20 protein-coding genes are annotated in these 22,499 nt (G+C 42.0%); 11 read left to right on the top strand and 9 right to left on the bottom strand.

All coding sequences use genetic code 11. From position 1 onward, the window contains the following. Positions 1-96: 96 nt before the first annotated feature. Both EZ437_RS07745 and mdh read right to left on the bottom strand, forming a co-directional pair. Positions 97-519, bottom strand: a complete 423-nt coding sequence (locus tag EZ437_RS07745) for a retropepsin-like aspartic protease (protein ID WP_131594819.1) — start codon at positions 517-519, stop codon at positions 97-99. Positions 520-543: 24 nt separating this feature from the next. Then, positions 544-1,482 (bottom strand): malate dehydrogenase, encoded by a 939-nt coding sequence (mdh, locus tag EZ437_RS07750; RefSeq protein ID WP_131594821.1) that lies wholly within the window; start codon positions 1,480-1,482, stop codon positions 544-546. 184 nt (positions 1,483-1,666) lie between these two features. Between mdh and EZ437_RS07755 the strand changes: the two genes are divergently transcribed. The 4 genes from EZ437_RS07755 (at position 1,667) to EZ437_RS07770 (ending at position 8,009) form a co-directional block, all read left to right on the top strand. Continuing rightward, positions 1,667-2,146 carry a lipocalin family protein gene (locus tag EZ437_RS07755; protein WP_131594823.1) on the top strand — a complete coding sequence of 160 codons (480 nt, stop codon included), beginning with the start codon at positions 1,667-1,669 and terminating at the stop codon, positions 2,144-2,146. A gap of 58 nt (positions 2,147-2,204) precedes the next feature. Continuing rightward, positions 2,205-6,632 carry a DNA polymerase III subunit alpha gene (dnaE, locus tag EZ437_RS07760; RefSeq protein ID WP_131594825.1) on the top strand — a complete coding sequence of 1,476 codons (4,428 nt, stop codon included), beginning with the start codon at positions 2,205-2,207 and terminating at the stop codon, positions 6,630-6,632. Positions 6,633-6,705: 73 nt separating this feature from the next. Then, positions 6,706-7,023, top strand: a complete 318-nt coding sequence (gene trxA / locus EZ437_RS07765) for a thioredoxin (protein WP_131594827.1) — start codon at positions 6,706-6,708, stop codon at positions 7,021-7,023. A gap of 65 nt (positions 7,024-7,088) precedes the next feature. Then, positions 7,089-8,009, top strand: coding sequence for a DUF58 domain-containing protein (locus EZ437_RS07770; protein ID WP_131594829.1), 921 nt, complete (start codon positions 7,089-7,091; stop codon positions 8,007-8,009). Here the strand turns inward: EZ437_RS07770 and EZ437_RS07775 are convergent. Genes EZ437_RS07775 through EZ437_RS07800 form a run of 6 tightly spaced genes read right to left on the bottom strand, consistent with a single transcriptional unit; the run spans position 7,987 to position 12,648 of the window. Beyond that, positions 7,987-9,180 (bottom strand): aspartate aminotransferase family protein, encoded by a 1,194-nt coding sequence (locus tag EZ437_RS07775; protein ID WP_131594831.1) that lies wholly within the window; start codon positions 9,178-9,180, stop codon positions 7,987-7,989. The two genes, EZ437_RS07770 and EZ437_RS07775, sit on opposite strands and share 23 nt — an antisense overlap. A gap of 15 nt (positions 9,181-9,195) precedes the next feature. Next, positions 9,196-9,657, bottom strand: coding sequence for a hypothetical protein (locus EZ437_RS07780; RefSeq protein WP_131594833.1), 462 nt, complete (start codon positions 9,655-9,657; stop codon positions 9,196-9,198). 13 nt (positions 9,658-9,670) lie between these two features. Further along, the gene (locus EZ437_RS07785; protein WP_131594835.1) at positions 9,671-10,195 is read right to left on the bottom strand and encodes a hypothetical protein; all 525 of its coding nucleotides are present in this window, start codon (positions 10,193-10,195) and stop codon (positions 9,671-9,673) included. Positions 10,196-10,229: 34 nt separating this feature from the next. After that, complete coding sequence (locus EZ437_RS07790; protein WP_131594837.1) at positions 10,230-10,790, bottom strand: RNA polymerase sigma factor; 561 nt, start codon at positions 10,788-10,790, stop codon at positions 10,230-10,232. 20 nt (positions 10,791-10,810) lie between these two features. Next, complete coding sequence (locus EZ437_RS07795; protein ID WP_131594839.1) at positions 10,811-11,770, bottom strand: transketolase family protein; 960 nt, start codon at positions 11,768-11,770, stop codon at positions 10,811-10,813. A gap of 11 nt (positions 11,771-11,781) precedes the next feature. Next, positions 11,782-12,648, bottom strand: coding sequence for a transketolase (locus EZ437_RS07800; RefSeq protein WP_262708912.1), 867 nt, complete (start codon positions 12,646-12,648; stop codon positions 11,782-11,784). A 324-nt stretch (positions 12,649-12,972) separates the two neighbouring features. Between EZ437_RS07800 and EZ437_RS07805 the strand changes: the two genes are divergently transcribed. The 7 genes from EZ437_RS07805 to EZ437_RS07835 all read left to right on the top strand — a co-directional run bounded on the left by EZ437_RS07805 (position 12,973) and on the right by EZ437_RS07835 (position 20,994). Next, positions 12,973-13,368, top strand: a complete 396-nt coding sequence (locus EZ437_RS07805; RefSeq protein ID WP_131594842.1) for an HYC_CC_PP family protein — start codon at positions 12,973-12,975, stop codon at positions 13,366-13,368. Positions 13,369-13,496: 128 nt separating this feature from the next. After that, a complete protein-coding gene (locus EZ437_RS21930) occupies positions 13,497-14,795 on the top strand; it encodes an efflux RND transporter permease subunit (RefSeq protein WP_131594844.1) in 1,299 nt (432 codons plus the stop codon). Further along, positions 14,792-16,729, top strand: coding sequence for an efflux RND transporter permease subunit (locus EZ437_RS21935; RefSeq protein ID WP_131594846.1), 1,938 nt, complete (start codon positions 14,792-14,794; stop codon positions 16,727-16,729). The genes EZ437_RS21930 and EZ437_RS21935 overlap by 4 nt, the downstream gene beginning before the upstream one ends. Next, positions 16,695-17,966, top strand: coding sequence for a TolC family protein (locus EZ437_RS07820; protein WP_225869520.1), 1,272 nt, complete (start codon positions 16,695-16,697; stop codon positions 17,964-17,966). Before EZ437_RS21935 ends, EZ437_RS07820 begins: the two co-directional genes overlap by 35 nt. Next, on the top strand, positions 17,944-19,179 hold the full coding sequence (locus EZ437_RS07825; RefSeq protein ID WP_131594848.1) for an efflux RND transporter periplasmic adaptor subunit: 1,236 nt from the start codon (positions 17,944-17,946) through the stop codon (positions 19,177-19,179). The genes EZ437_RS07820 and EZ437_RS07825 overlap by 23 nt, the downstream gene beginning before the upstream one ends. A gap of 3 nt (positions 19,180-19,182) precedes the next feature. Continuing rightward, positions 19,183-20,412, top strand: coding sequence for an efflux RND transporter periplasmic adaptor subunit (locus EZ437_RS07830; protein WP_131594850.1), 1,230 nt, complete (start codon positions 19,183-19,185; stop codon positions 20,410-20,412). Positions 20,413-20,430: 18 nt separating this feature from the next. Continuing rightward, positions 20,431-20,994 (top strand): DUF3347 domain-containing protein, encoded by a 564-nt coding sequence (locus EZ437_RS07835; RefSeq protein WP_131594852.1) that lies wholly within the window; start codon positions 20,431-20,433, stop codon positions 20,992-20,994. 86 nt (positions 20,995-21,080) lie between these two features. On the opposite strand, the gene EZ437_RS07840 is transcribed toward EZ437_RS07835, so the two are convergent. Further along, positions 21,081-22,400: a MutS-related protein gene (locus tag EZ437_RS07840; RefSeq protein WP_131594854.1), complete on the bottom strand. Its 1,320-nt coding sequence runs from the start codon at positions 22,398-22,400 to the stop codon at positions 21,081-21,083. Positions 22,401-22,499 lie beyond the last annotated feature (99 nt).

Genomic DNA, 22,499 nt, shown 5'->3' on the forward strand with positions numbered 1-22,499 from the left:
TTGTAGACAGGAATTTTACTTCTCATACAGGAAGTTTAGTCGGGTGTTTTGAGAATTTACGGTAGTTGGGAGTAACTATGGAATGAAAGAAGCGGGTCAGTTGTACAGATACAATTTTAATTTTTTAAAATTAACAATCGCCTGGTACTGTTGGAGTATATCGCTGCCAAGTATGCCAATGATGGGCGGATGGCCGAGGTATTCGTAAGTTTGGTTTACAGATTCAAGGTCAAGCGCAATAGTATTATATTCTTTAATAACCAGTCTGCCAATTTTTAGTTTGGGTATGGTAGCCTGTACGGTGCTTGAAGTAGTAAATAGTGTAGTGGCCTGGGTTTCTTCGCTGTGCTGAAGCTCTGGAAGATGGTTCATTAAAAAAACTTTGTCAAATACGGATCTTGAAGCGCCCGTATCTACCACAGTAAGTAGCTTTTGCCCAAAAACAACAATTTCCACCAATAGGTGGAAACCGTCGTCCTGTAAGTTTATTAAGGTAAGGGGAACAGTGATTGTTCTCATGTATTTATTTCAGCATTGCTTTGCTTAAACAAGGTTCATGTCGTGCAAAACGGCGTTCATGCTGCGTACAGCATCTGCGCTTTTGTTGAAATTCTCCTGTTCAGCATCACTCAATTTAAGGTCAAGGATCTTTTCAACACCGTTTTTACCAATGATGACCGGAACAACCAGTGAAATGTCTTTTTGTCCGTATTCACCGTCCAGGTATACCCCTGAAGTGATTAGTTTTTTCTCATCGCGAACGATACTTTCAACCATAGCGGCCGTACCTGCTCCCGGTGCATACCATGCCGAGGTGCCGATTAGCCCGGTTAACGTAGCTCCGCCGACCATTGTGGATTTTACAACCTTGTCCTGTTGCTCCTGGCTCAGCAGCTGGGTAACGGGGATGCTGTTCCATGTAGCATGGTTGATTAAAGGGATCATGGTCGTATCACCATGACCGCCGATCACCACCGCATTCAAATCAGCGGGAGAACAGCCAAGCTCCTGGCTCAGGTAATATTTAAACCTGGCAGAATCCAATGCGCCACCCATACCGATAATTCGATTTTTAGGCAGTCCTGAAGTTTTTAAGGTCAAATAGTTCATGGTATCCATTGGGTTGGATACAACAATGATGATGGTATTGGGAGAATATTTTAAGATGTTTTCTGTAACACCTTTTACAATATTTGCATTTGTGCCGATCAGCTCTTCACGCGTCATTCCAGGTTTGCGCGGTAATCCGGAAGTAATGACTACTACCTCAGAATCAGCAGTGCTGGCATAATCGTTGGTTACCCCTTTGATCTTTGTGTCGAAACCTAATAATGCAGCGGTCTGCATCATATCTATAGATTTACCTTCAGCAAAACCTTCTTTAATATCTAATAAAATAAGTTCTTCAGCCAGTTCTTTCCTGGCGATATTATCTGCACAGGTAGCACCAACTGCCCCCGCACCTACAACCGTTATCTTCATAAATTTATATTTTTTAGTTTGCCTTTATGTGCTTTCAATTAAGCACATTTGTGGCCAATGCATTATTGCCGAAGTTATAAATTTAGCTCAGTTTAAAAAATGCTTTTTAAAACTTTATTCTATGTTACTGGTTTTATCATAAAGAATTTACATTTGCGTAATAACAGATTAACACGCGGGATTTATGGAGAATGTGCCGGTAAATAAAGTAGATATTCTAGCCTTTGCAGGAAAGTGGTATACATTATATTCAATACCCATGCTGGTAGACAAGCACTGGCGGCAGACTACAGAAACCTATATCATACATCCCGACGGTTACTATGCTGTATTTACTACTTACCGCATACCTGAAGAAGAAAAACGAAGGTTTGTCAGGTCAAAACTTTTTGTAGTAGCCGGCACAAAAAATACCATGTTTAAGGCACAGTTCATCTGGCCGTTCAGGATAGATTACTGGGTGATAGAACTAGCCGATGATCATTCATACACAGTGATTGGGCACCCTAAGCACAAGTATCTTTTCATCATGTCCCGCAAACCAGGATTACCCGAAGAACTTTTAGCCGGCATCTTCGATCGCTGCAATAAAAAAGGATACGATACCAGCAGGCTTGTTTCTCAGCAGCATGTGATAAACGTTACCGAAGAGGTGACCCACTAAGCCTTTCTAAAATTTATCAACACCTCCATATCGCAGTTAAAATTCCGTATTTTTGGCTATGTATTTGATTTTTGATACCGAGACTACAGGTCTGCCCCGCAACTGGAACGCACCCATTACCGATACGGATAACTGGCCACGGTGTATCCAGATAGCCTGGCAGCTTCATGATGACTTTGGAAATCTCATTGAACATCAGGATTATCTGGTTAAGCCTGAAGGGTTCAATATTCCCTACGATGCTGAACGGATCCATGGTATTTCTACGGAGCTGGCAGATGAACAGGGAACAGCACTCCAGGAGGTGCTGGAGAAGTTCAACATTGCACTGTCAAAATCAAAGTTCATCGTTGGTCAGAATATCGGTTTTGATGTAAACATTATGGGCTGTGAATTTCACAGACTTGGAGTAGAAAGCAGGATGTCACAAATGCCGGTTTTGGACACTTGTACAGAAATCACTGCAGAGTTATTAAAACTACCGGGCGGACGGGGTGGTAAGTTTAAACTGCCCAACCTGACCGAACTTCATCAATATCTCTTTGGCGAACCTTTCTCTGAAGCGCATAATGCTACGGCCGATGTCGAGGCAACAACCAGGTGCTTCCTGCAGTTGCTAAAAATAGATGCGTTTAAACCTGAACAACTACAGGCTGATACAGAATACCTGCGCGAGTTTAAAGCCCGCAATCCGGGGCAAGTTGAACGCATTGGCCTAAATCATGTAAACCTTAAATCCGCTTCAGAGGAAATCAGGAAAAGGTTACAGAAAACAAGTGAGCAGCCTTCCAAAGAGATTTCCCAAGCCGACAGGCAGGAGCTCAAAGCTGCATCTTTTGCCCATTTGCACAATCACACGCAATTTTCTGTACTTCAGTCGACCATCAACATACCCGACCTTATTAAAGCTACTGCGGCCCAGAAAATGCCGGCCGTAGCCATGACCGATCACGCAAATATGATGGGCGCCTTTCATTTCGTTGCCCAGGTGCTCAACCATAATAAAGGCGCAGCCGAAAAAAATGCCGCCGCAATAGAGAAAGGTGAAGAACCTGGAGAGACCATTATAAAACCAATAGTTGGCTGTGAGTTTTTTGTTTGTGAAAACCATGAGGATAAAAAGCGTAAAGACGACGGGTACCAGGTAGTGTTGCTTGCCAAGAACAAAAATGGCTACCATAACCTGGCAAAGATGTCGTCTATTGCCTATACCAAAGGGTTCTATTATGTTCCCAGAATAGATAAAACGGTCATTGAAAAATATAAGGATGACATCATCGTGTTGTCCGGAAATCTATACGGAGAGATTTCGAGCAAATTGTTGAATATTGGTGAGCGTCAGGCCGAAGAAGCCCTACAATGGTGGAAGGCTCAGTTTGGCGATGACTTTTACATCGAGCTGATGCGCCATAACCAGGAGGACGAGAAAATAGTAAATGCGTCTTTAGTAGCACTGGGCAGAAAAAATGAGGTAAAGGTGGTAGCTACCAACAATACCTATTACATCAGTAAAAAGGATGCCAATGCACATGATATTTTACTGTGTGTGAAGGATGGGGAGAAGCAGGCTACACAAATAGGCCGTGGCCGCGGATACCGTTATGGATTGCCAAACCAGGAATATTATTTCAAATCGGTGGATGAAATGAAGGCATTGTTTGCCGACCTTCCGGAGGCCATAATAAATATCGGTGAAATTGTAGATAAGATTGAAATCTATAAGCTGGCGCGTGAGGTACTGTTGCCTAAGTTTGATATTCCTGAAGAATTCCTCGTAGCAGAAGATAATGAAGACGGGGGCAAGCGTGGTGAAAATAAATTCCTGCGCCATCTTACCTATGTAGGTGCAAAAAAACGTTATGGTGAATTAGCCCCCGAAATCATTGAACGCCTTGATTTCGAATTACAGACCATCGAGAAAACCGGATATCCGGGTTACTTCCTGATTGTGCAGGATTTTATTGCCATGGCAAGGCAGCTTGATGTGTCGGTAGGCCCCGGCCGTGGTTCTGCCGCAGGATCGGTAGTCGCATATTGTTTGTGGATCACCAATATTGACCCCATTAAATATGACCTCCTGTTTGAGCGGTTTCTTAACCCGGACCGTGTGTCAATGCCCGATATTGACATCGACTTTGACGATGAGGGCCGTGGCCGGGTAATGGATTACGTGATCAATAAATACGGATCTAATCAGGTGGCGCAGATCATCACCTATGGTACTATGGCGGCTAAATCTTCGATTAGAGATACCGCAAGGGTGTTGGATCTTCCGCTGTTTGAGGCAGATAAGATTGCCAAGCTGATTCCAAATATGAAACTGGCCAAGATCTTTACGTTGGATGAAAAGACCCTCAAAGCAGCACTGCGAGCCGATGAATATGAGAAAGTACTGGAGTTGAAGGCCTTGACAACCATTAAAAACCTCAGTGCCGAAACCATTTTGCAGGCCCAGATCCTTGAAGGATCATTAAGAAATACCGGTATTCATGCCTGTGGGGTAATTATCACTCCGGACGACATTACCAATTTTGTTCCCGTAGCCACAGCCAAAGACTCAAACCTGTATGTCACCCAGTTTGACAACTCGGTAGTAGAAAGTGCGGGCTTGTTAAAAATGGACTTTTTGGGTCTGAAGACATTGACCCTTATCAAGGATACTGTTAAGCTTGTAAAGCAGGGGTATGGGATAGAACTCGATCCCGATAATTTCCCTATTGATGATGTAAGGACCTATGAACTGTTTCAACGGGGAGAAACCATCGGGATCTTCCAGTACGAAAGTAACGGAATGCAGAAGTACATGAAGGAATTAAAGCCTACGGTATTTGGGGATTTGATTGCCATGAATGCATTATACAGACCGGGCCCGTTAGAATATATCCCGAGTTTTGTAAGAAGAAAGAACGGGGAAGAAGAAATAAAATATGACCTGGATGCCTGCGAAGAATATCTGAAAGAGACTTACGGGATTACGGTATACCAGGAGCAGGTGATGCTTTTGTCGCAAAAACTCGCAGGATTTACCAAGGGTGAGGCCGACGTATTGCGTAAAGCGATGGGTAAAAAACAAAAGGATGTGCTGGATAAGATGAAGCCCAAATTCATTGGCAAAGCTGCTGAAAAAGGTAATGATCCGGTTATTCTGGAAAAAATATGGAAAGACTGGGAGGCATTTGCATCCTATGCCTTCAATAAATCCCATTCTACCTGTTACGCCTGGATCGCCTATCAGACGGCCTATCTGAAAGCACATTATCCTGCAGAATATATGGCTGCGGTACTTTCCAATAACATGAGCGACATTAAGCAGGTGGCGTTCTTTATGGAAGAATGTAAGCAAATGGGTGTTCAGGTACTCGGCCCGGATGTGAACGAATCTGATATTAAATTTTCTGTGAATGCCCAGGGCCAGGTACGCTTTGGCCTTTCAGGGATTAAAGGAGTAGGAGAGAAGGCCGTAGAAAGCATCATTGAAGAAAGGGTAGCCAGTCAGATGTATAAGGATGTTTATGATTTTGCACGCAGGTCCAATACCCGTACCGTAAATAAAAAGGCTTATGAAAGTTTTGTTTACAGCGGTGCATTTGACGGTTTTGGCCATCACAGGGCACAATACTTCTTTGTGGGTATGAATGATAAGATGAACGGGATCGAGAAACTGATCAAGTATGCCAATGATTTTCAGAACAATGAATCCTCCTCCCAATCCTCACTCTTTGGAGGGTCAGTTGCGGATATGATCTCAGAACCAACGCTGCCTGTGGCACCGGAGTGGAGCCTGATAGACAGGCTTAAATATGAAAAGGATGCCATTGGAATTTTCCTGAGCGGGCACCCGCTCGACAATTACCGGCTGGAGTTAAAAGAATTTTGCCAGCACAATGTAAGGCATCTGGCAATTGTAAATAAAATCAGGACAGGAGACACAAATGAAGATGTACTGATGGAATTTGAAAGTATCAAAAATAGGGAACTGGTAGTGGGCGGACTGGTGGTGATTGCCGCACAGCGCATGACCAAAACCGGAAAACCCTTTGGTACGCTGGTATTTGAAGATTATGACGATACCTGTGAGCTGGCTTTGTTTGGCGACGATTTTATTAAGTTCAAACAGTTTCTCACCGACGGGTATTTTCTGCAGATCAGGGGCAGGGTAGCAGAACGGTTTAGAAAAGAGGGCGACTGGGAGTTTAAGATCACGTCTATCAACCTGCTTTCAGAACTGAGGGATAAGCTGGCCAAATGTATTACCATACAGGTTCCTATCGAAAAGATCACGGAAGATTTTATGCGTAAGATACATGACATACTGGAAGATAATAAAGCGACCACCGAGCACCAGAATTGTCAGTTATTGTTTGAGATCTACGACCGTGAACAGAATGTAAATATCAAAATGCCTTCTAAATCAGTTAAAATCAATCCAAACAATTTGCTGTTAGATCAGTTAACTACATTGAATGTCAATCCTAAGTTGAACTAATGTCATTTTGGCATTCCTAACTTGATGGCATTACAATTGATTATATATATTTGTAAAATAAAAAATAAGAATTATGGCTTTGGAAATTACAGATGCAAACTTCGAGGAAGTTGTATTAAAATCAGATAAACCCGTTTTGGTTGATTTTTGGGCAGAATGGTGTGGTCCATGTCGCATGGTGGGACCTTCAGTAGATGAGATCTCGAAAGAATATGAAGGAAAAGCAATCGTGGGTAAAGTAAATGTAGACAACAATCCTCAGATCTCTACCCAGTTTGGAATCCGCAATATTCCTGCTTTATTGTACTTTAAGAACGGTGAAGTGGTAGATAAGCAAGTTGGAGCAGTACCTAAGTCGGTTCTTGCACAAAAATTAGATAAGCAGTTGTAATCAACTCAACATATACCGATTTGAAAAGCGTTCATAGTTATGAACGCTTTTTTTATATTTACGCTATGCCTCAATCTATTGATCAATCCGAACCACACTTTAACAGTAACCTCGAACTGCTTGCCCGGCAAGTGGTAGAGGGATTCATTACTGGGCTCCATAAAAGCCCCTTTCATGGATTTTCGGTTGAGTTTGCGGAACATAGATTGTACAATGTGGGCGACAGTGTCAAAAACATAGACTGGAAGCTGTTCGCCAAAACAGATAAACTGTTTAGTAAAAGGTACGAGGAAGAGACCAACCTGCGTTGTCAGTTTATCATAGATGTATCATCTTCCATGTATTTTCCGGAGCAGGAGTACAATAAACTTAGTTTTTCTGTGCAGGTGGTGGCTTCCTTGATCTACCTGTTAAAAAGGCAGCGTGATGCATTCGGACTGAGCCTCTTTACCGACCACCTCTTGCTGAATACTCCTGCAAAATCGACGGCTACCCATCAGAAGTTTTTATATACGCATCTTGAGCAGGCGCTAAATGCAAGAAAAATGGATGTTAAGACCAACGTAGCCCAGGCATTGCACCAGGTAGCAGAATTGATCCATAAGCGTTCTATGGTAGTCATTTTTAGTGATATGTTAAACACTTTTCAGGATGAAAGCAATACTGATGCGCTTTTTTCTGCCCTGCAGCACCTGAAGTTTAATAAACATGAAGTGGTGATATTTAATGTGACCGACAAGTCGAAAGAGCTAGATTTCAATTTTGAAAACCGCCCATACCAGTTTATTGATATGGAAACCGGGGCAACATTAAAAGCCCATACCTCAAGAGTAAAAGAAGATTACCAGAGCAGGATCACTAAACACAGGGAGGCCATACAGCTTAAATGTATACAATATAAAATCGACATGATCGATGCAGATATAGCTTCAGGATTTTATCCGGTGCTGCAGGCTTATTTAATTAAGCGGCAGAAAATGAGCTGATATTCTTCAGTATAATACCGCATGCATAACGGATTTCTTCTTCTGTGATGATCAGCGGAGGTGCTATCCTCATCGAATTGCTGCAGTGCAGAAACCAGTCGCTGATAATGCCGTCTTCAATACAAGCGTCTATGATGCGCTTATTAAGCTCAAAACTTTCAAATTCAACAGCAATCATTAGTCCCTGTCCGCGTACTTCTTTGATGGCGGGATGCACTAACAAAGATTTAAATAGCTGACCTTTTTCATTGACCCCTTCTAGGATATGCTCAGCAAGTATGGTTTTTAGGGTCGCCAATCCGGCGGCACAGCTTACCGGATGTCCCCCGAAAGTAGTAATGTGCCCCAGGATAGGATTAGTTGCCAGTGACAACATGATCTCCCTGGAACTTATAAATGCACCTATAGGCATACCCCCACCGATGCCTTTGGCCAGCAGCAGGATGTCAGGCACTATGTCAAAATGCTCAAAGCCAAAGAGCTTACCTGTACGGCCAAAGCCGCATTGTATTTCATCAAGCACCAATAACGTTCCCATCTCATCACATTTGGCTCTTAGCGCTTTAAACCAGGCCTTGTCGGCCACTCTTATCCCGGCTTCTCCCTGGATGGTTTCTACAAAGACCGCTGCGGTTCTATCCGTGATCAGATCAAGGTCCGCAGGAGCACCATAATTGATGAATTTAATGTTTGGAAGCAAAGGCCTGTATGCCTGTTTGAAGGTCTCATTGCCCATCAGGCTCAGGGCACCTTGTGTGCTTCCATGATAAGAATTGTTGCAGGAAACGATTTCGGCTCGGTGTGTGTAGCGCTTGGCCAATTTCATTGCGCCCTCTACGGCTTCAGTACCTGAATTTACAAAATAAGTACAGTCCAGCTTTTCAGGCAGCACATCAGCAAGTGCTTTCGCAAAGTCTACCTGCGGACTTTGTACAAATTCACCATACACCATGATGTGCAAATATTTTTCTGCCTGCTCTTTAACAGCTTGGACTACAGCCGGATGGCAGTGCCCAACGTTGCTTACTCCAATACCTGCTATCAGGTCCATATACTTTTTGCCTTCCGTATCATACAGATACATTCCGCTGGCTTTAACAAATTCCAGCAAAAGGGGTTCTAAAGTAGTCTGGGCGTTATGCTGAAGAAATAACTGGCGTTGTGTAAGCATCCGCAAAGATAAGAATTAATTCGACTGCTGTCTTCCGCCTCCGTTGCCTCTGTATCTTGTCAGTAATTCCCTCTTAAAAGCTTCCTGTGCCCTATAAAATTTACCTACAGTTTTGATAGGCAGGCTCGACTTAAGTTTATTGTAATATTTCTTGTCAAGGTTTAGCTCACGCTGCTTAAAGTCAAAATCATTGGTAATCAAATTTTGGATTTCTGCATCGGATAATTCCTCAATTTCATCGATTTTCTTAAAGCTGATCATCTTTTGCATGCGCTCTTTACGGAATTCATGCTGCTCTTTTTGCCAATTATTATATATAGGCCAGAATACCTTTGCTTCCTGTGCAGAGAGGTCCAGTTTTTGTGTCAGAAAACCAATTTTATAAGCTTCAATTTCCTCACCTCTATCGCCCTTCCTCTGGGCCGAAGTATACAATGGAAAAATAAAGAGCATTGTTACGATTAATAAGTATTTCATCAGTTTTTTATTATTATAAGCCAGTAACAAGGTCATTTTGTGAATAGTTATTGAGAATGTAATTTTCCAGTTCTGCATCAGCAGCCGACGATTTCGGTTGAGTTGCCTGGTTAGCTTCAATATGTTCTATAATTACTTGTTCATCTATATCATACAGCATTTGCTCCGCAGCCAGGTCTGCATAATTAACCGGCTGTTGCTGAATATTAAAATACAAACCTGAACCCGCGATTAGCAGAAAACATGCCGCAGAAGCGTACTTCAATAATTTAGAATGCCATAGCCTGACAATTTTTCTTTGAGGTAAGGCATTTTCATTGGTTGTTTTTGCTAAAATGGCTGATGTCAAGTTTTCAAAATAGCCGGCTGGAACCGTGTACCCTCCGTTTGCAGGAACAGTGGATTTCATTTGCTCCGTAAACACCCTTGCGTTGATACGTTCAGTCAACCCTGCAAAGTAATTATCAGGAGTTGTAAATCCAGTCTCCCCCGGGAAATCTCCCTTCACCCATTCATTATTTTCTAAATTTTCTCCCATTACAAATATATTGATGCATTAATTGGCAAAAGGTTTAAAAGTTGATGTCGTCATTTAGCATAAAAGCTTCAATTTTTTTTACGGCGATATGAAAAGAAGCCTTTAAAGCCCCTACACTGGTTCCTGTAATCTCCGAGATTTCTTCATATTTTAATTCGTCAAAATACTTCATATTAAATATCAGCCGCTGCTTTTCAGGTAAAGTAAGCATTGCCTTCTGAAGTTTCATTTGGATTTTATCCCCATTAAAATAATCTGATGCCACTAAGGTCTCGTTCAGTTCGCCGGATACCTCATCTAGCGGGATATTATTTCTTTGTTTCTTTTTGTTGAGGAAGGTGATGGATTCATTGGTTGCTATACGGTAGATCCAGGTATAGAGCTGAGAATCACTTCGGAATTTTTCGAGGTTTTTCCAAACCTTTATAAATACATCCTGTACCAGGTCATCAGCATCGTCATGATCTATGACAAGGCGACGAATGTGCCAGTAGATCTTTTGTTGGTATTTAGAAAGAAGCAGGTTAAAGGCTTCATTACGAGTTTTTTCGTTAGAGAATTTTTCTAAAATCTCTGAATCTTCAACCTGCTTCATCTATATCGTGTTACAACGAGCTATTTTTTAGCCCTCTTTATTACTTTTTGTACAGCTTCAACAATGTTCACACTGTCCAGACCATATTTAGTCATCAGCTGGTCCGGAGTTCCGCTTTCACCAAAGCTGTCATTCACGGCAACAAATTCCTGAGGTGTAGGCAATTCGGTAGAAAGTAACCTTGCTACGCTTTCACCCAGTCCGCCATACTTATTGTGCTCTTCGCAAGTCACCACACAACCGGTTTTCTTAACTGATTTCAAAATGGCTGCTTCATCCAGCGGTTTGATGGTGTGGATGTTTATGATCTCTGCATCAATACCAAGCTCAGCCAGTTTCTCACCAGCTTCAATTGCTTTCCATACCATGTGTCCGGTAGCAATGATGGTTACATCGGTACCTTCATTTACCATCCATGCCTTGCCAATCTCAAACTTTTGATCAGGATCAGTAAATACAGGGATCACAGGACGGCCAAAACGCAGGTAAACCGGGCCATGATGCTCAGCTATTGCTATTGTAGCGGCTTTAGTCTGGTTATAATCGCAGGTATTGATTACTGTCATGCCCGGAAGCATTTTCATCAAACCTATGTCTTCCAGGATCTGGTGTGTAGCACCATCTTCTCCAAGAGTCAACCCGGCATGGGAAGCACAGATTTTAACGTTTTTATCTGAATAGGCTACCGACTGACGGATCTGATCGTAAACCCTGCCAGTAGAGAAATTGGCAAAAGTTCCTGTAAAAGGGATTTTCCCACCGATGGTTAAACCTGCTGCAATACCGATCATATTGGCCTCAGCAATTCCGATCTGGAAAAAGCGCTCAGGAAATTCTTTGATAAAGGCATCCATTTTTAAGGAACCTACAAGATCTGCACAAAGTGCCACTACTTCATGGTTTTTCTGTCCAGCCTCAAGCAGTCCGGCTCCAAAACCAGAGCGGGTATCTTTTTTTTCTGTATATGTATACTTCTTCATGAATATTCTTCTTAATAATCTTTTAGGGAACTGGTTAATTGAACTAACGCTGCTTCAAGCTGCTCATCATTAGGAGCTACACCATGCCATTTGTGCGATCCCATCATGAAATCAACACCACTACCCATTTGTGTGCTCATCAGGTTCAGGATTGGTTTTCCTTTACCCGTCAATGTTTTCGCGTAATGCAATGCTTTAACAATTGATTCCATATCATTCCCGTCAGAATTGATTACATGCCATCCGAAAGCCTCAAATTTTGCCTGCAAATTGTCAAGCGACAATACTTTTTCCGTAGGGCCGTCTATTTGTTGTCCGTTGTAGTCAACGGAGGAGATTAAATTGTCGACCTTATTGAAAGGAGCATACATAATGGCTTCCCAGTTCTGACCTTCCTGCAATTCACCGTCCCCGTGCAATGTATATACAATAGAATTATCCTTGTTCAGCTTTTTTGCCTGCGCAGCACCAATGGCTACAGACATACCCTGACCCAATGAGCCTGAAGCGATCCTGATTCCAGGAAGTCCTTCATGAGTAGTAGGATGGCCTTGTAACCTGGAGTTCAGCTTTCTGAAGGTAGCCATTTCGCTTACTTCAAAATAACCTGATCTGGCCAGTACGCTGTAAAAAACAGGGGAGATGTGTCCGTTTGATAGAAAAAACAAATCTTCACCTTTGCCGTCCATCGTGAAATCAGTAGAGTGGTTCATGATTTCAAAATATAAGGCAGTCATAAAATCCGCACAGCCTAAAGATCCGCCAGGATGACCTGACTGGCAGCCGTGTACCATTCTAACGATATCCCTTCTTACTTGCGAAGCAATATCTTCTAACTCTTTTATTGTATGTTTCATTAATTGGGGTTGTTGATTTATATTACAAATATGGCAAACTTATGTAAAAATGTCGTGTAACTTATGTTCTTAATAAAAACAATTTCAAATTGGCCTTCTTTTGCCAATGATCTGCCTTTTGTCTGTGTACTTCTCTGATCTGGCTCAGCTCTGGACGAGGTCAGGCTCAGGTCCGGCTCACGAGCGGGTTTGTCCGGACCTCAGAGGGTGTCAGATCAAACGCAAATCGAAAATGTCTTATTTGTCAGATCAAACCCAAAATGAAAGAAAATTGAGATCTGAGTGTAAAAAAAACTCGGAATTATATAAAAATAACGCTGTTCATTTTCTTAATATTGTATTGTTATGAAAAGAGCACTGCTTACGATTCTGGCTGTTTTTTACCTGGGAGTATCCAGCGGTGCTACTGTGCACTTTCATTACTGCATGGGTCAGCTGGTAAAATTGGGACTCAGCCAGCCCGATAAGCCACTTTGTGATTTTTGTAAGCCAGCGAAGAAATCATGTAAAAAAAACTGCTGTAAAGATGATTACAAACAGGCCAAAACAGATAAAGCTCAAAAAAATGCCGCTGCGGTATATCATTTTAAGCAAATTTCGACTGTATTGCAGGCAACTGCCCTCTGGTCTTTTAGTTTTATAGCTATACCTGTTGAAACAGGAAAAGCTGCGCTGAGCAAAGCACCACCCCTGGAACAGGACATCCCCGTCTTTATCCGCAACTGTACCTATAGAATTTAAGATTACGCTTCAATCTGCACGTTCGTGCACTGGCATTAGCATCGCTATAGCCAAAACTTCTGTTAATTTTTTTATTTCAATTTTTTGCACCTGAAAAGGGGCATTAAGCCATATCAATACTGTACAAAATGGTACATAAAATTATAGAATGGTCACTCAAAAACCGCTGGATCGTACTGTTACTCGCCACCGGTCTTTTCATATGGGGAGTGATCTCCGTAAAAAAGAATCCCATAGATGCTATACCCGACCTCTCAGAGAATCAGGTTATTGTCTTTACTGAATGGATGGGCAGATCACCACAACTCATAGAAGACCAGGTTACGTATCCGCTGGTTACAAATTTGCAGGGAATTCCAAAAATTAAATATGTGAGGGGTTCTTCCATGTTTGGAATGAGTTTCATCTATGTGATCTTTGAAGATGATGTAGATGTTTACTGGGCCAGGGAGCGCGTTTTGGAACGGATCAGTACCATATCCAGAACCTTACCAGAAGGTGTATCTCCGCAACTTGGTCCCGACGGGACGGGGGTGGGTCATGTGCTGTGGTATACGCTGGATGCACCGGATATGGATCTTGGCGAACAGCGGGCCATACAGGACTGGTATGTGAAATTTGCTTTGCAAACCGTTCCGGGAGTAAGTGAAATCGCTTCATTTGGCGGTTTTCAGAAGCAGTACCAAATCTCGATAGACCCAAACAAGTTGCTGTATTATAAACTTACTGTGCCACAAGTAATAGCCGCTGTCAGGAGTAACAATAACGAGTCGGGCGGACGAAAGTTTGAAATGAGCGACATGGGCTATGTCATTAAGACATCGGGTTATCTCAAATCTCTGGATGAAATTTCGAATATTCCTGTAAAGAACCAGAACGGCACACCGGTAAAAGTATCTGATCTCGCCACTGTTCAGATGACAGGGGAAACCCGTTTAGGAATATTTGATCAGGATGGGGAGGGCGAGCGTGCGGGGGGTATTGTGGTAATGCGCTACGGAGAAAATGCTGCTGAAGTGATTGATCAGGTAAAAGCCAAAATGAAAGAGGTTTCGAAAGGCTTGCCTAAAGGCGTTAAGTTTGATATCGTTTACGATCGCGGGGAGCTGATCAAAGAATCTATAGCATCTATAAAGAATACCCTGATTGAAGAAATGATTGTGGTATCAATTATTGTGTTTGTTTTTCTGTTTCACTGGCGCAGTGCGGTAAGCATCATCATACAAATTCCGATTACCATAGCCGCCAGTTTTATCCTGCTCAATGCATTTGATATTTCATCAAATATCATGTCGCTTACCGGCATAGCACTGGCCATTGGGGTAATTGTAGACAATGGCATCATCATGAGTGAAAATGCCTATAAGCATTTGGCTGAACGATACGAATTGTGGGAAAAGGATCAAAATAAAACAACAATATCATGAAAGACTGGTTTAAAAATATATTTAAAAAATCTCCGGACTGGATTACTGAAGAAGACCGCCTTGCGGTGATCACTAGATCCAGCAAGCAGGTATCAAGAGGTGTATTCTTTGCTACGGTGATTATCATAACCTCTTTTTTACCAGTATTTATGCTAACCGGACAGGAGGGTAAATTGTTTCACCCATTAGCCTTTACCAAAACATTCATCATGATGGTGGATGCTTTGCTGGTCATTACCTTGGCACCGGTACTGATCTCCTTTTTTATGAAAGGAAAGTTTAAGCCCGATAGCGCCAATCCGGTAAACAGGGTATTGGAAAAGGTGTATGAACCCGTGATCAGAACGGTACTGAAATGGAGAAAAACAACCATTGCCATCAATGTCATTGCTTTATTGATCACAATTCCCCTCCTTAAAAATTTAGGGACAGAGTTTATCCCTCCATTAGATGAGCAGAGTATTTTGTTTATGCCGGTAACTTTGCCTGATGTATCCAACGCGGAGGCAAAACGGATATTACAAGTACAGGATAAGATCATTAAATCTGTTCCTGAGGTGGATAAGGTATTGGGAAAAGCAGGAAGAGCCAATACAGCGACAGATAATTCGCCGATCAGTATGATCGAAACAATCATTACACTCAAACCGAAAAGCGAATGGAGAAAGGGCATCACTAAAAAAGATATTGTAAATGAGCTGGATTCCAAGCTTCAAATTCCCGGTGTGGTAAATGGATGGACACAGCCGATCATCAACAGGATCAATATGCTGGCGACGGGTATCCGTACCGATGTGGGCATCAAGGTATTTGGCCAGAACCTGGATACGATTGCTTCGGTATCGGAAAAAGTAAAGGCAGCACTGCAGGGTACGCCAGGCATCAGTGATCTGTTTGTTGAACCCATTACAGGGGGTAAATACTTGTCTATTGATATTAAAAGAGAAGAGCTGGCCAGATATGGCTTAAATGTAGATGATGTAAATCAGGTAGTAGAAAGTGCTTTGGGTGGGGCCACCATAGGCAATACCATTGAGGGCAGGCAACGTTTTTCCATCAGTGTCCGTTTGGCGCAGGAATATAGAAATAGTGTAGCGCAGATCAAGCGTATCCCTGTTCAGTCGTCCTCTTTTGGTGAAGTTCCTTTGTCTGCAGTTGCCGATGTGAAATTTGAAGACGGGCCGCCGATGATCAGCTCTGATAATGCCATTTTGCGTGGTGCGGTGATGTTTAATGTCCGCGACAGGGATTTGGGCGGTACCGTTAAGGAAGCGATGGAGAAGTTGAACAAAGAACAAGGCGTATTGCCAGAAGGTTATTTTCTGGAATGGAGCGGCCAGTATGAAAACCTGATCCGCGGCAAGGAAACCCTGATGTGGATTGCTCCCGTAGTGTTACTAATTATTTTCTTTTCCCTTTACCTGGCATTTCATTCTGTCAGAGAGGCCTTTTTAAGCTTGATCACTGTGCCCTTTGCGCTGATTGGCGGCGCTTATATGATTTATTTCTGGGGAGTGAACCTGTCTGTAGGGGTAGCTGTAGGTTTTATTGCGCTGTTTGGGATTGCAGTAGAAACTGGAATTGTGATGGTAATTTACCTCAATGATGGGATGCAGCAACTGATCAAATTAAAAGGGAATTCAAGTGAAACAATTACAAAAGAGGATTTACGGGAATATGTAATTCACGGTGCCGCAAAAAGGTTAAGACCCAAGCTGATGACGGTTTGTGTGTCGCTATTCGGATTGATACCAGTGTTATGGGCCAGTGGAGTGGGAGTGGATGTAATGCAACCCATAGTGTTGCCAATGATAGGCGGGGTATTGACTTCTTCTACACACATCCTGCTGGTTACACCACTCATCTTTTTAATGTCCAAAGAATATGAATTGAGGAAATATGGAAAACTGGAGGTGCACGATGTACATCATTAAAAAATTAACATGGGTATTGTTGCTGCTGCCATTTTATACGACAGCACAACAAAAAGAGGTGCTTTCGCTGGATACGATTTTGCACCGTATAGATAAAAACAACCTGCTTCTGCAATCATACGGGTTAAAGGCCGAGAGCTATAAGCATGCCGCTAAAGCAGCAACAGCCTGGATGGCACCCATGATTGGGGTGGGTACGTTTATGACGCCTTATCCTAGCCAGATGCTTATGGACGATAGGGATAAAGGATCTGTAATGGTACAGCTGGAACAGGATATTCCAAACCTGAGTAAATTAAATGCCAATAAGCGCTATATCGAATCGAAGAGTAAGGCAGAGAATGAAACTCGTGGAATTACCTTAAATGAATACAAAATGCAGGCAAAGCGACTGTATTTCGGTTGGCTGGTTGCAGTTCAAAAAATAGAAGTACTGAAACAGAATGAGAAAATCATGGAAACCATGAAGAAGATTGAAGAGATCAGGTATCCTTTTAATCAGTCGAAATTGGGGAGTGTGTATAAAACCATCGTAAAACTGGAGGAAAACAAAAACATGATCCGTATGCAGGAAGGCGATATAGCTAAATCCAGGGCATGGTTAAACAGTTTGATGAACCAACCTGGAAATGCGGATATAACGATTGATACCAATTATCAGCCAAAGTTTGTACAGGCAAATGCTATGGATACCGGGAGTTTGTCCCTGGCAAGAAACGACATTAAGAAGATGGATTACAATATCCAATCTATGCAGCTGAATATTGAAGCAATGAAAAAGCAAAGCAGACCCGATTTTAAGCTGCGTTTCGATCATATGTCGCCTTTAACCAGGATGATGCCTAAGGCTTTTAGTGTAATGGGGATGGTAAGCATCCCGATTGCCCCATGGTCTTCAAAAATGTACAAATCGGAAGTAAGGGGAATGGAATATGAAGTGCAGGCGATGGATAAAGAAAAGGCTGCCATGTTACAGGAAACGCAGGGAATGCTGTATGGTATGCAATTCGAAATCCAATCCATGCTGAAGCGCATTGATGCTATGGAAAGCAAGATCATACCAACCCTGCAAAAATCGCTGGATGTTAACTTTTTGAATTACCGGGAGAATAAAATGGAACTGCCTGAGGTAATTGATTCATGGGAAGCGCTGACTATGATGCAAACCAGTGTCCTGGATGAGAAATTGAAACTTTATTTAATGATAGCCGATTATGAGAAAGAATTATATCGTTAGGCTGCGGACCTGCGGATGGGTTGCATTGGCGCTGATCGGCGCATTGGTAATTAACGCTTGCAACAGAGATAAGGATAATAAACACGCCAATCATGATGATCCGGGTGTTGTGGAAATTGACAGTAACCTTTCTCATTTGCTGAAACCTTCAAATGAGCAGGTGGTATCTGCACTCCCTGTAATTAAGGCGGAATACGGCACCAAAATATTCACTGAAGAGGCTCAGGGTATCATCAGTTACGATACAAGAAATCAGCGCAGCATTGCCAGCAGAGTAAGCGGCAGAATAGAGCGCTTGCTGATCAAGTATAATCACCAGCCGGTTAAAAAGGGGCAACTGATTATGGAGGTTTATTCGCCTGATCTTGCTGCTGCACAGCAGGAATTGCTATTTCTAAAGGGAACAGGGACTGATCAGACCATGCTCGAGGGCGCAAAGCAACGATTGATATTGCTGGGGATGAGTGCCGGCAGTATTCATCAGCTGATAAGAACAGGAAAGGTAAATTACCGTATTCCGGTGTATAGCAATGCTGATGGATACATACTTGAAAAATCTGCTGCACCAGTTGCTACCCCAAGTGTAGCTGCACCATCATCCGGGGGTGACGGAATGGACAATATGGGAGGTAGTGCAAGCTCATCTGCAGCTGCTCCTGTAAGTGTTGTCCCTACAAATTCTCCTGTACTATTACGTGCCGGACAATATGTAAATGCCGGACAATCACTTTTCACCATTTATAATGCTGATCAGTTGATCGCTGAATTCTCCTTAAAGCCTGCCATGGCATCACTTATAAAAAAGGGAGATCGGTTTTTATTCTATAAAACTGCCGATAAAAGTACTATTCAGAATGCTGGTGTTGGTATGATACAACCCGTTTTTAGAGATGGGGTAAACTTTACCCTTGCACGCATTTACCTTAATAAACCAAACTTTACCGTAGGTGAGTTGCTTACTGCCAGGATTCCAGTGTTCTTTTCGGCCTCATGGTGGCTTCCCAAATCTGCTGCGATATCACTCGGTAATAAAACAGTGATTTTTAAAAAGGAAGGCAATGTTGTAATCCCGAAAGTTGTAAAGTCAGGGATAACCATTGCCGGAATGATACAGATTAAGGAAGACATCAATAACTGGGAGGTAAGTAAAAATGCAGCTTATCTGGTGGATAGCGAAAGCTTTATAAAAATGACTGAAAACAAAGGAAATTAGGTTATGGAACGGAAATTATTTATAAAAAAGATGGCCTTACTGGCTTTGGTTCCATCCGTGTTCATTGCTGCCTGCAGTAGTGAACAGCAATCAAATGGGGAAGCGGCAAAAGGAAAACAGCAAACGTTTACTTGTCCGATGCACCCGCAGGTAATAAAAAATGAGATGGGTACTTGCCCCATTTGCGGAATGGACCTGGTGCCATTTGAAAAAAACAGCAATGAAAAGGCGCTTAAAATAGATGAAAAGCGACAGGTCCTGGCAAATATTACTACCATATTGATAGGTGAAAGCAGCCTTTCAAGTGCTAAACAACTCAATGGAAGACTTGTTGTTAATCCTGAGAAAAGCAGTTATATCTCGAGCAGAATTGCTGGTAGAATAGAGCAGTTGTACATAAGGGAAACCGGGGTTAAGGTTGGTAAAGGGCAAGCTTTATACAAACTTTATTCAGAGCAATTGGCTACACTTCAGCAGGAATATCTCATGGCAATCGCGCAGGAAAAACAATTCCAGGGAGATAAAATAGAGCGACAGCTAGTAGCTGCTGCAAAACAGAAACTGCTGTTGTACGGACAATCTGAAAACCAGGTACAGCAGCTTGTTAAAGCTCAAAAGAAAGATCCATATGTGGTTTTCTATGCACCCGAGGGTGGTGTGGTGGCTGAGCTATCAGTAACCCAGGGTCAGTATGTAACAGAGGGAAGTCCGATTTTAAGATTGGAAGGTTATGATCGGTTATGGGTTGAGGCCGATGTTTATCCAAATGAGGTAAAAAATATTGAGCTGGGTCAGAAAGTTAAGGTAGTTATTGCCGGATGGGAAGATCAGCCTCAGGAAGTGGGTATTGACTTTATTACTCCGTCCTTTCAATCGGGAACACAGCTTACGCAGATAAGAGGCTCGATACCAAATCCCGGAGGCCAATGGCAGCCAGGCCTACAGGCAAATGTTTTTTTACCATCAGCAAGTAATAATAATGTATTGACCCTACCGGTTGACGCGGTAATACGAGATGGTAAGGGAATGCACGTCTGGATTAAGAAAGGTAAAGACAGCTTTGAACCGAGACTGGTTAAAACTGGTGAGGAGAATGATAGCAAGGTCGGGATTACTGCGGGTCTGGTAAATGGAGATCAGGTTGTAGTGACAGGGGCCTATCTTTTATATAGCGAGTACATCCTTAAAAAGGGGAAAAACCCAAATGAAGAACTTAAAATAAATAATCAGTAAACATTAAAAAACAAAAAAATGAGAACAGTAACTAATTTCGTAATTACACTGGCTGCGGTAACATTATTTGCGGCATGTGGAAACACACAGAAACAGGCGGAAACAGACCCTCATGCGGGACACAATCATGCACCTGGAGAAGGACATGGGGCAGCCACGGAAAAGAGTGCTTCTGCAGTAAGTTTAAAGGATGATAAATTAAACGCAGTTTATCAGCATTATGTTCACTTAACCAATGCGCTTGTTAAAGGTGATGTGGCAGAAGCAAAGGTTGCTGCCAATGCAATTGAGTTAGGTTCAAAAGAGTTAACTAATGGCGCAGCTTTGGCAACGTTGGTAGCTAAAATCGGTTCTGCAGGCGATATTGATGCACAAAGAGTTGTATTTGCAGCGTTAAGCACAAACTTTATAGAACGCGTAAAAGCTTCAGGTTTAAACTCAGGAGAGGTATATGTTGAGTATTGCCCAATGGCTTTCAATGATAAAGGAGCATCGTGGTTAAGTAACCAAAAAGAAATAAAGAACCCTTATTTTGGGGAAAGTATGCTGACCTGTGGAGAAGTAAAAGAAACCATAAAGTAATTTTGAGGTATACTGTTGCTAAAATGGTATGTAAGAAAGTTGAAGACCTGTATGTTTTATAATTGCGATAAGCGTACAGGTTTTTTTTAACCTTGGGCTGCTTTTCTTATTACATCCACAATCCCCTCATCCAATACGATAAACATTCCTAGGCGCTCCTTTGAAACACCCTCTGTAAGTTTATAGGTAAAAACAGGCTTGCCATTTTCAAAAAACGTATCCAGGCAACTGAAGGCTATGTTGTCATACTTTTTAAGTTCTTCGGCCAGTTCCACGATGTGTGTAGAGATAAAGAAAGCAGACCGTTTAATGAAAGAAAGTTCGGAAATGATCAGTAATGAAGCATCAAAAGCATCTTTCACATTAGTACCTCTAAACAATTCATCAAATATTACAAACATTTTGTCCTGTTCCAATAGTTTTAACGAGACTTCTTTCACCCGTTTTACCTCACTGTAGTAGTGGCTCAGACCGTTGTTGATATCGTCAGGCAGATTAATGGTGGTGATGAGTCCATTAAAAATAGTAGTTTTCATGGATTCAGCCGGAACTGGAAAACCTAAATGTGCCAAATAGATTGCCAATCCGACAGACTTCAATAAGGATGACTTACCTGCCATATTAGAGCCTGTTAAAAAGCAGATATTCTGATCGTGGTCAAATACGATGTCATTTTTAACCGCGTCTGTAATACCCGGATGGAACAGGCCTTTAGTGCTAAACCGGAGGGTTTCGCTTTCATCATATTCGGGGAAAGATAAATCTTTTTTAGCGGCAACATAAGCCAGTCCTTCAAAAACATCCAACTCATAAACGAGCTGCAGAAGCGTATAAATGTTTCTCTTTTCCTTACCCCTAAAGGCCTGATCCAATAGGTTGATTTTCAAAAACTGCAGTTTACTCTCATCAAATAGCAAAACCTTCTTTAACAACCCTTCTTCAATGATTGACTCAATTTTTTCAAAGATTGTAATTAGGTATTCCGGTGTTTCATCTAAGGTGTTATTTTTAATAAAATCTGAAATGTATCTGGTTAATTTTATAAGATATTTTAAACCTGTTCTGATGATATAAAAGTCATTACTGGAATTCCTGGTGAGGTAATCTCCCAGGGCATCAATGAGGTTGCTTTTGGACTTTCTTTTATCAGATTTCAAATAAAACTCTATGAGGTCCAGTTCTTCATTTCTGATATCCAGAATTAGCTTCCGGTCATAGAAATATTTGATGGCATCCCTTCTTAAAGTCAGTTCATTGATGTCTGATGAGGGTTTGTGCATCATTTCTCTCAGCCTTTCCCTTGCTCCAATTGTTCTGGTGCTTTTAAACATATGGAAGATCGAATCAGCACGTTCATCAAAAATATTCAAGTCTTTGAGTGTCTGGCCATCGATCGTAAAGTTCATTTGATGAAAGTACTGATTTCTTTACGCACTTAGGGTATTGGGCTCTAATATAAATTCTTCTCATGTGTATAAAGGACGACAAAAGTTTATAAGTTTGTA

The organism is Pedobacter psychroterrae (genome assembly GCF_004331695.1).
Taxonomy (GTDB): domain Bacteria; phylum Bacteroidota; class Bacteroidia; order Sphingobacteriales; family Sphingobacteriaceae; genus Pedobacter; species Pedobacter psychroterrae.

Bases quoted from the DNA above. Each gene is read 5' to 3' on its own strand.
- EZ437_RS07780 (WP_131594833.1), bottom strand. From the start codon at position 9,657: ATGAAATACTTATTAATCGTAACAATGCTCTTTATTTTTCCATTGTAT.
- EZ437_RS07830 (WP_131594850.1), top strand. From the start codon at position 19,183: ATGGAACGGAAATTATTTATAAAAAAGATGGCCTTACTGGCTTTGGTT.
- EZ437_RS21930 (WP_131594844.1), top strand. From the start codon at position 13,497: ATGGTACATAAAATTATAGAATGGTCACTCAAAAACCGCTGGATCGTA.
- EZ437_RS07775 (WP_131594831.1), bottom strand. From the start codon at position 9,180: ATGCTTACACAACGCCAGTTATTTCTTCAGCATAACGCCCAGACTACT.
- EZ437_RS07840 (WP_131594854.1), bottom strand. From the start codon at position 22,400: ATGAACTTTACGATCGATGGCCAGACACTCAAAGACTTGAATATTTTT.
- dnaE (WP_131594825.1), top strand. From the start codon at position 2,205: ATGTATTTGATTTTTGATACCGAGACTACAGGTCTGCCCCGCAACTGG.
- EZ437_RS07785 (WP_131594835.1), bottom strand. From the start codon at position 10,195: ATGGGAGAAAATTTAGAAAATAATGAATGGGTGAAGGGAGATTTCCCG.
- mdh (WP_131594821.1), bottom strand. From the start codon at position 1,482: ATGAAGATAACGGTTGTAGGTGCGGGGGCAGTTGGTGCTACCTGTGCA.
- EZ437_RS07820 (WP_225869520.1), top strand. From the start codon at position 16,695: ATGGAAAACTGGAGGTGCACGATGTACATCATTAAAAAATTAACATGG.
- EZ437_RS07835 (WP_131594852.1), top strand. From the start codon at position 20,431: ATGAGAACAGTAACTAATTTCGTAATTACACTGGCTGCGGTAACATTA.
- trxA (WP_131594827.1), top strand. From the start codon at position 6,706: ATGGCTTTGGAAATTACAGATGCAAACTTCGAGGAAGTTGTATTAAAA.
- EZ437_RS21935 (WP_131594846.1), top strand. From the start codon at position 14,792: ATGAAAGACTGGTTTAAAAATATATTTAAAAAATCTCCGGACTGGATT.
- EZ437_RS07755 (WP_131594823.1), top strand. From the start codon at position 1,667: ATGGAGAATGTGCCGGTAAATAAAGTAGATATTCTAGCCTTTGCAGGA.
- EZ437_RS07790 (WP_131594837.1), bottom strand. From the start codon at position 10,790: ATGAAGCAGGTTGAAGATTCAGAGATTTTAGAAAAATTCTCTAACGAA.
- EZ437_RS07795 (WP_131594839.1), bottom strand. From the start codon at position 11,770: ATGAAGAAGTATACATATACAGAAAAAAAAGATACCCGCTCTGGTTTT.
- EZ437_RS07770 (WP_131594829.1), top strand. From the start codon at position 7,089: ATGCCTCAATCTATTGATCAATCCGAACCACACTTTAACAGTAACCTC.
- EZ437_RS07745 (WP_131594819.1), bottom strand. From the start codon at position 519: ATGAGAACAATCACTGTTCCCCTTACCTTAATAAACTTACAGGACGAC.
- EZ437_RS07825 (WP_131594848.1), top strand. From the start codon at position 17,944: ATGAGAAAGAATTATATCGTTAGGCTGCGGACCTGCGGATGGGTTGCA.
- EZ437_RS07805 (WP_131594842.1), top strand. From the start codon at position 12,973: ATGAAAAGAGCACTGCTTACGATTCTGGCTGTTTTTTACCTGGGAGTA.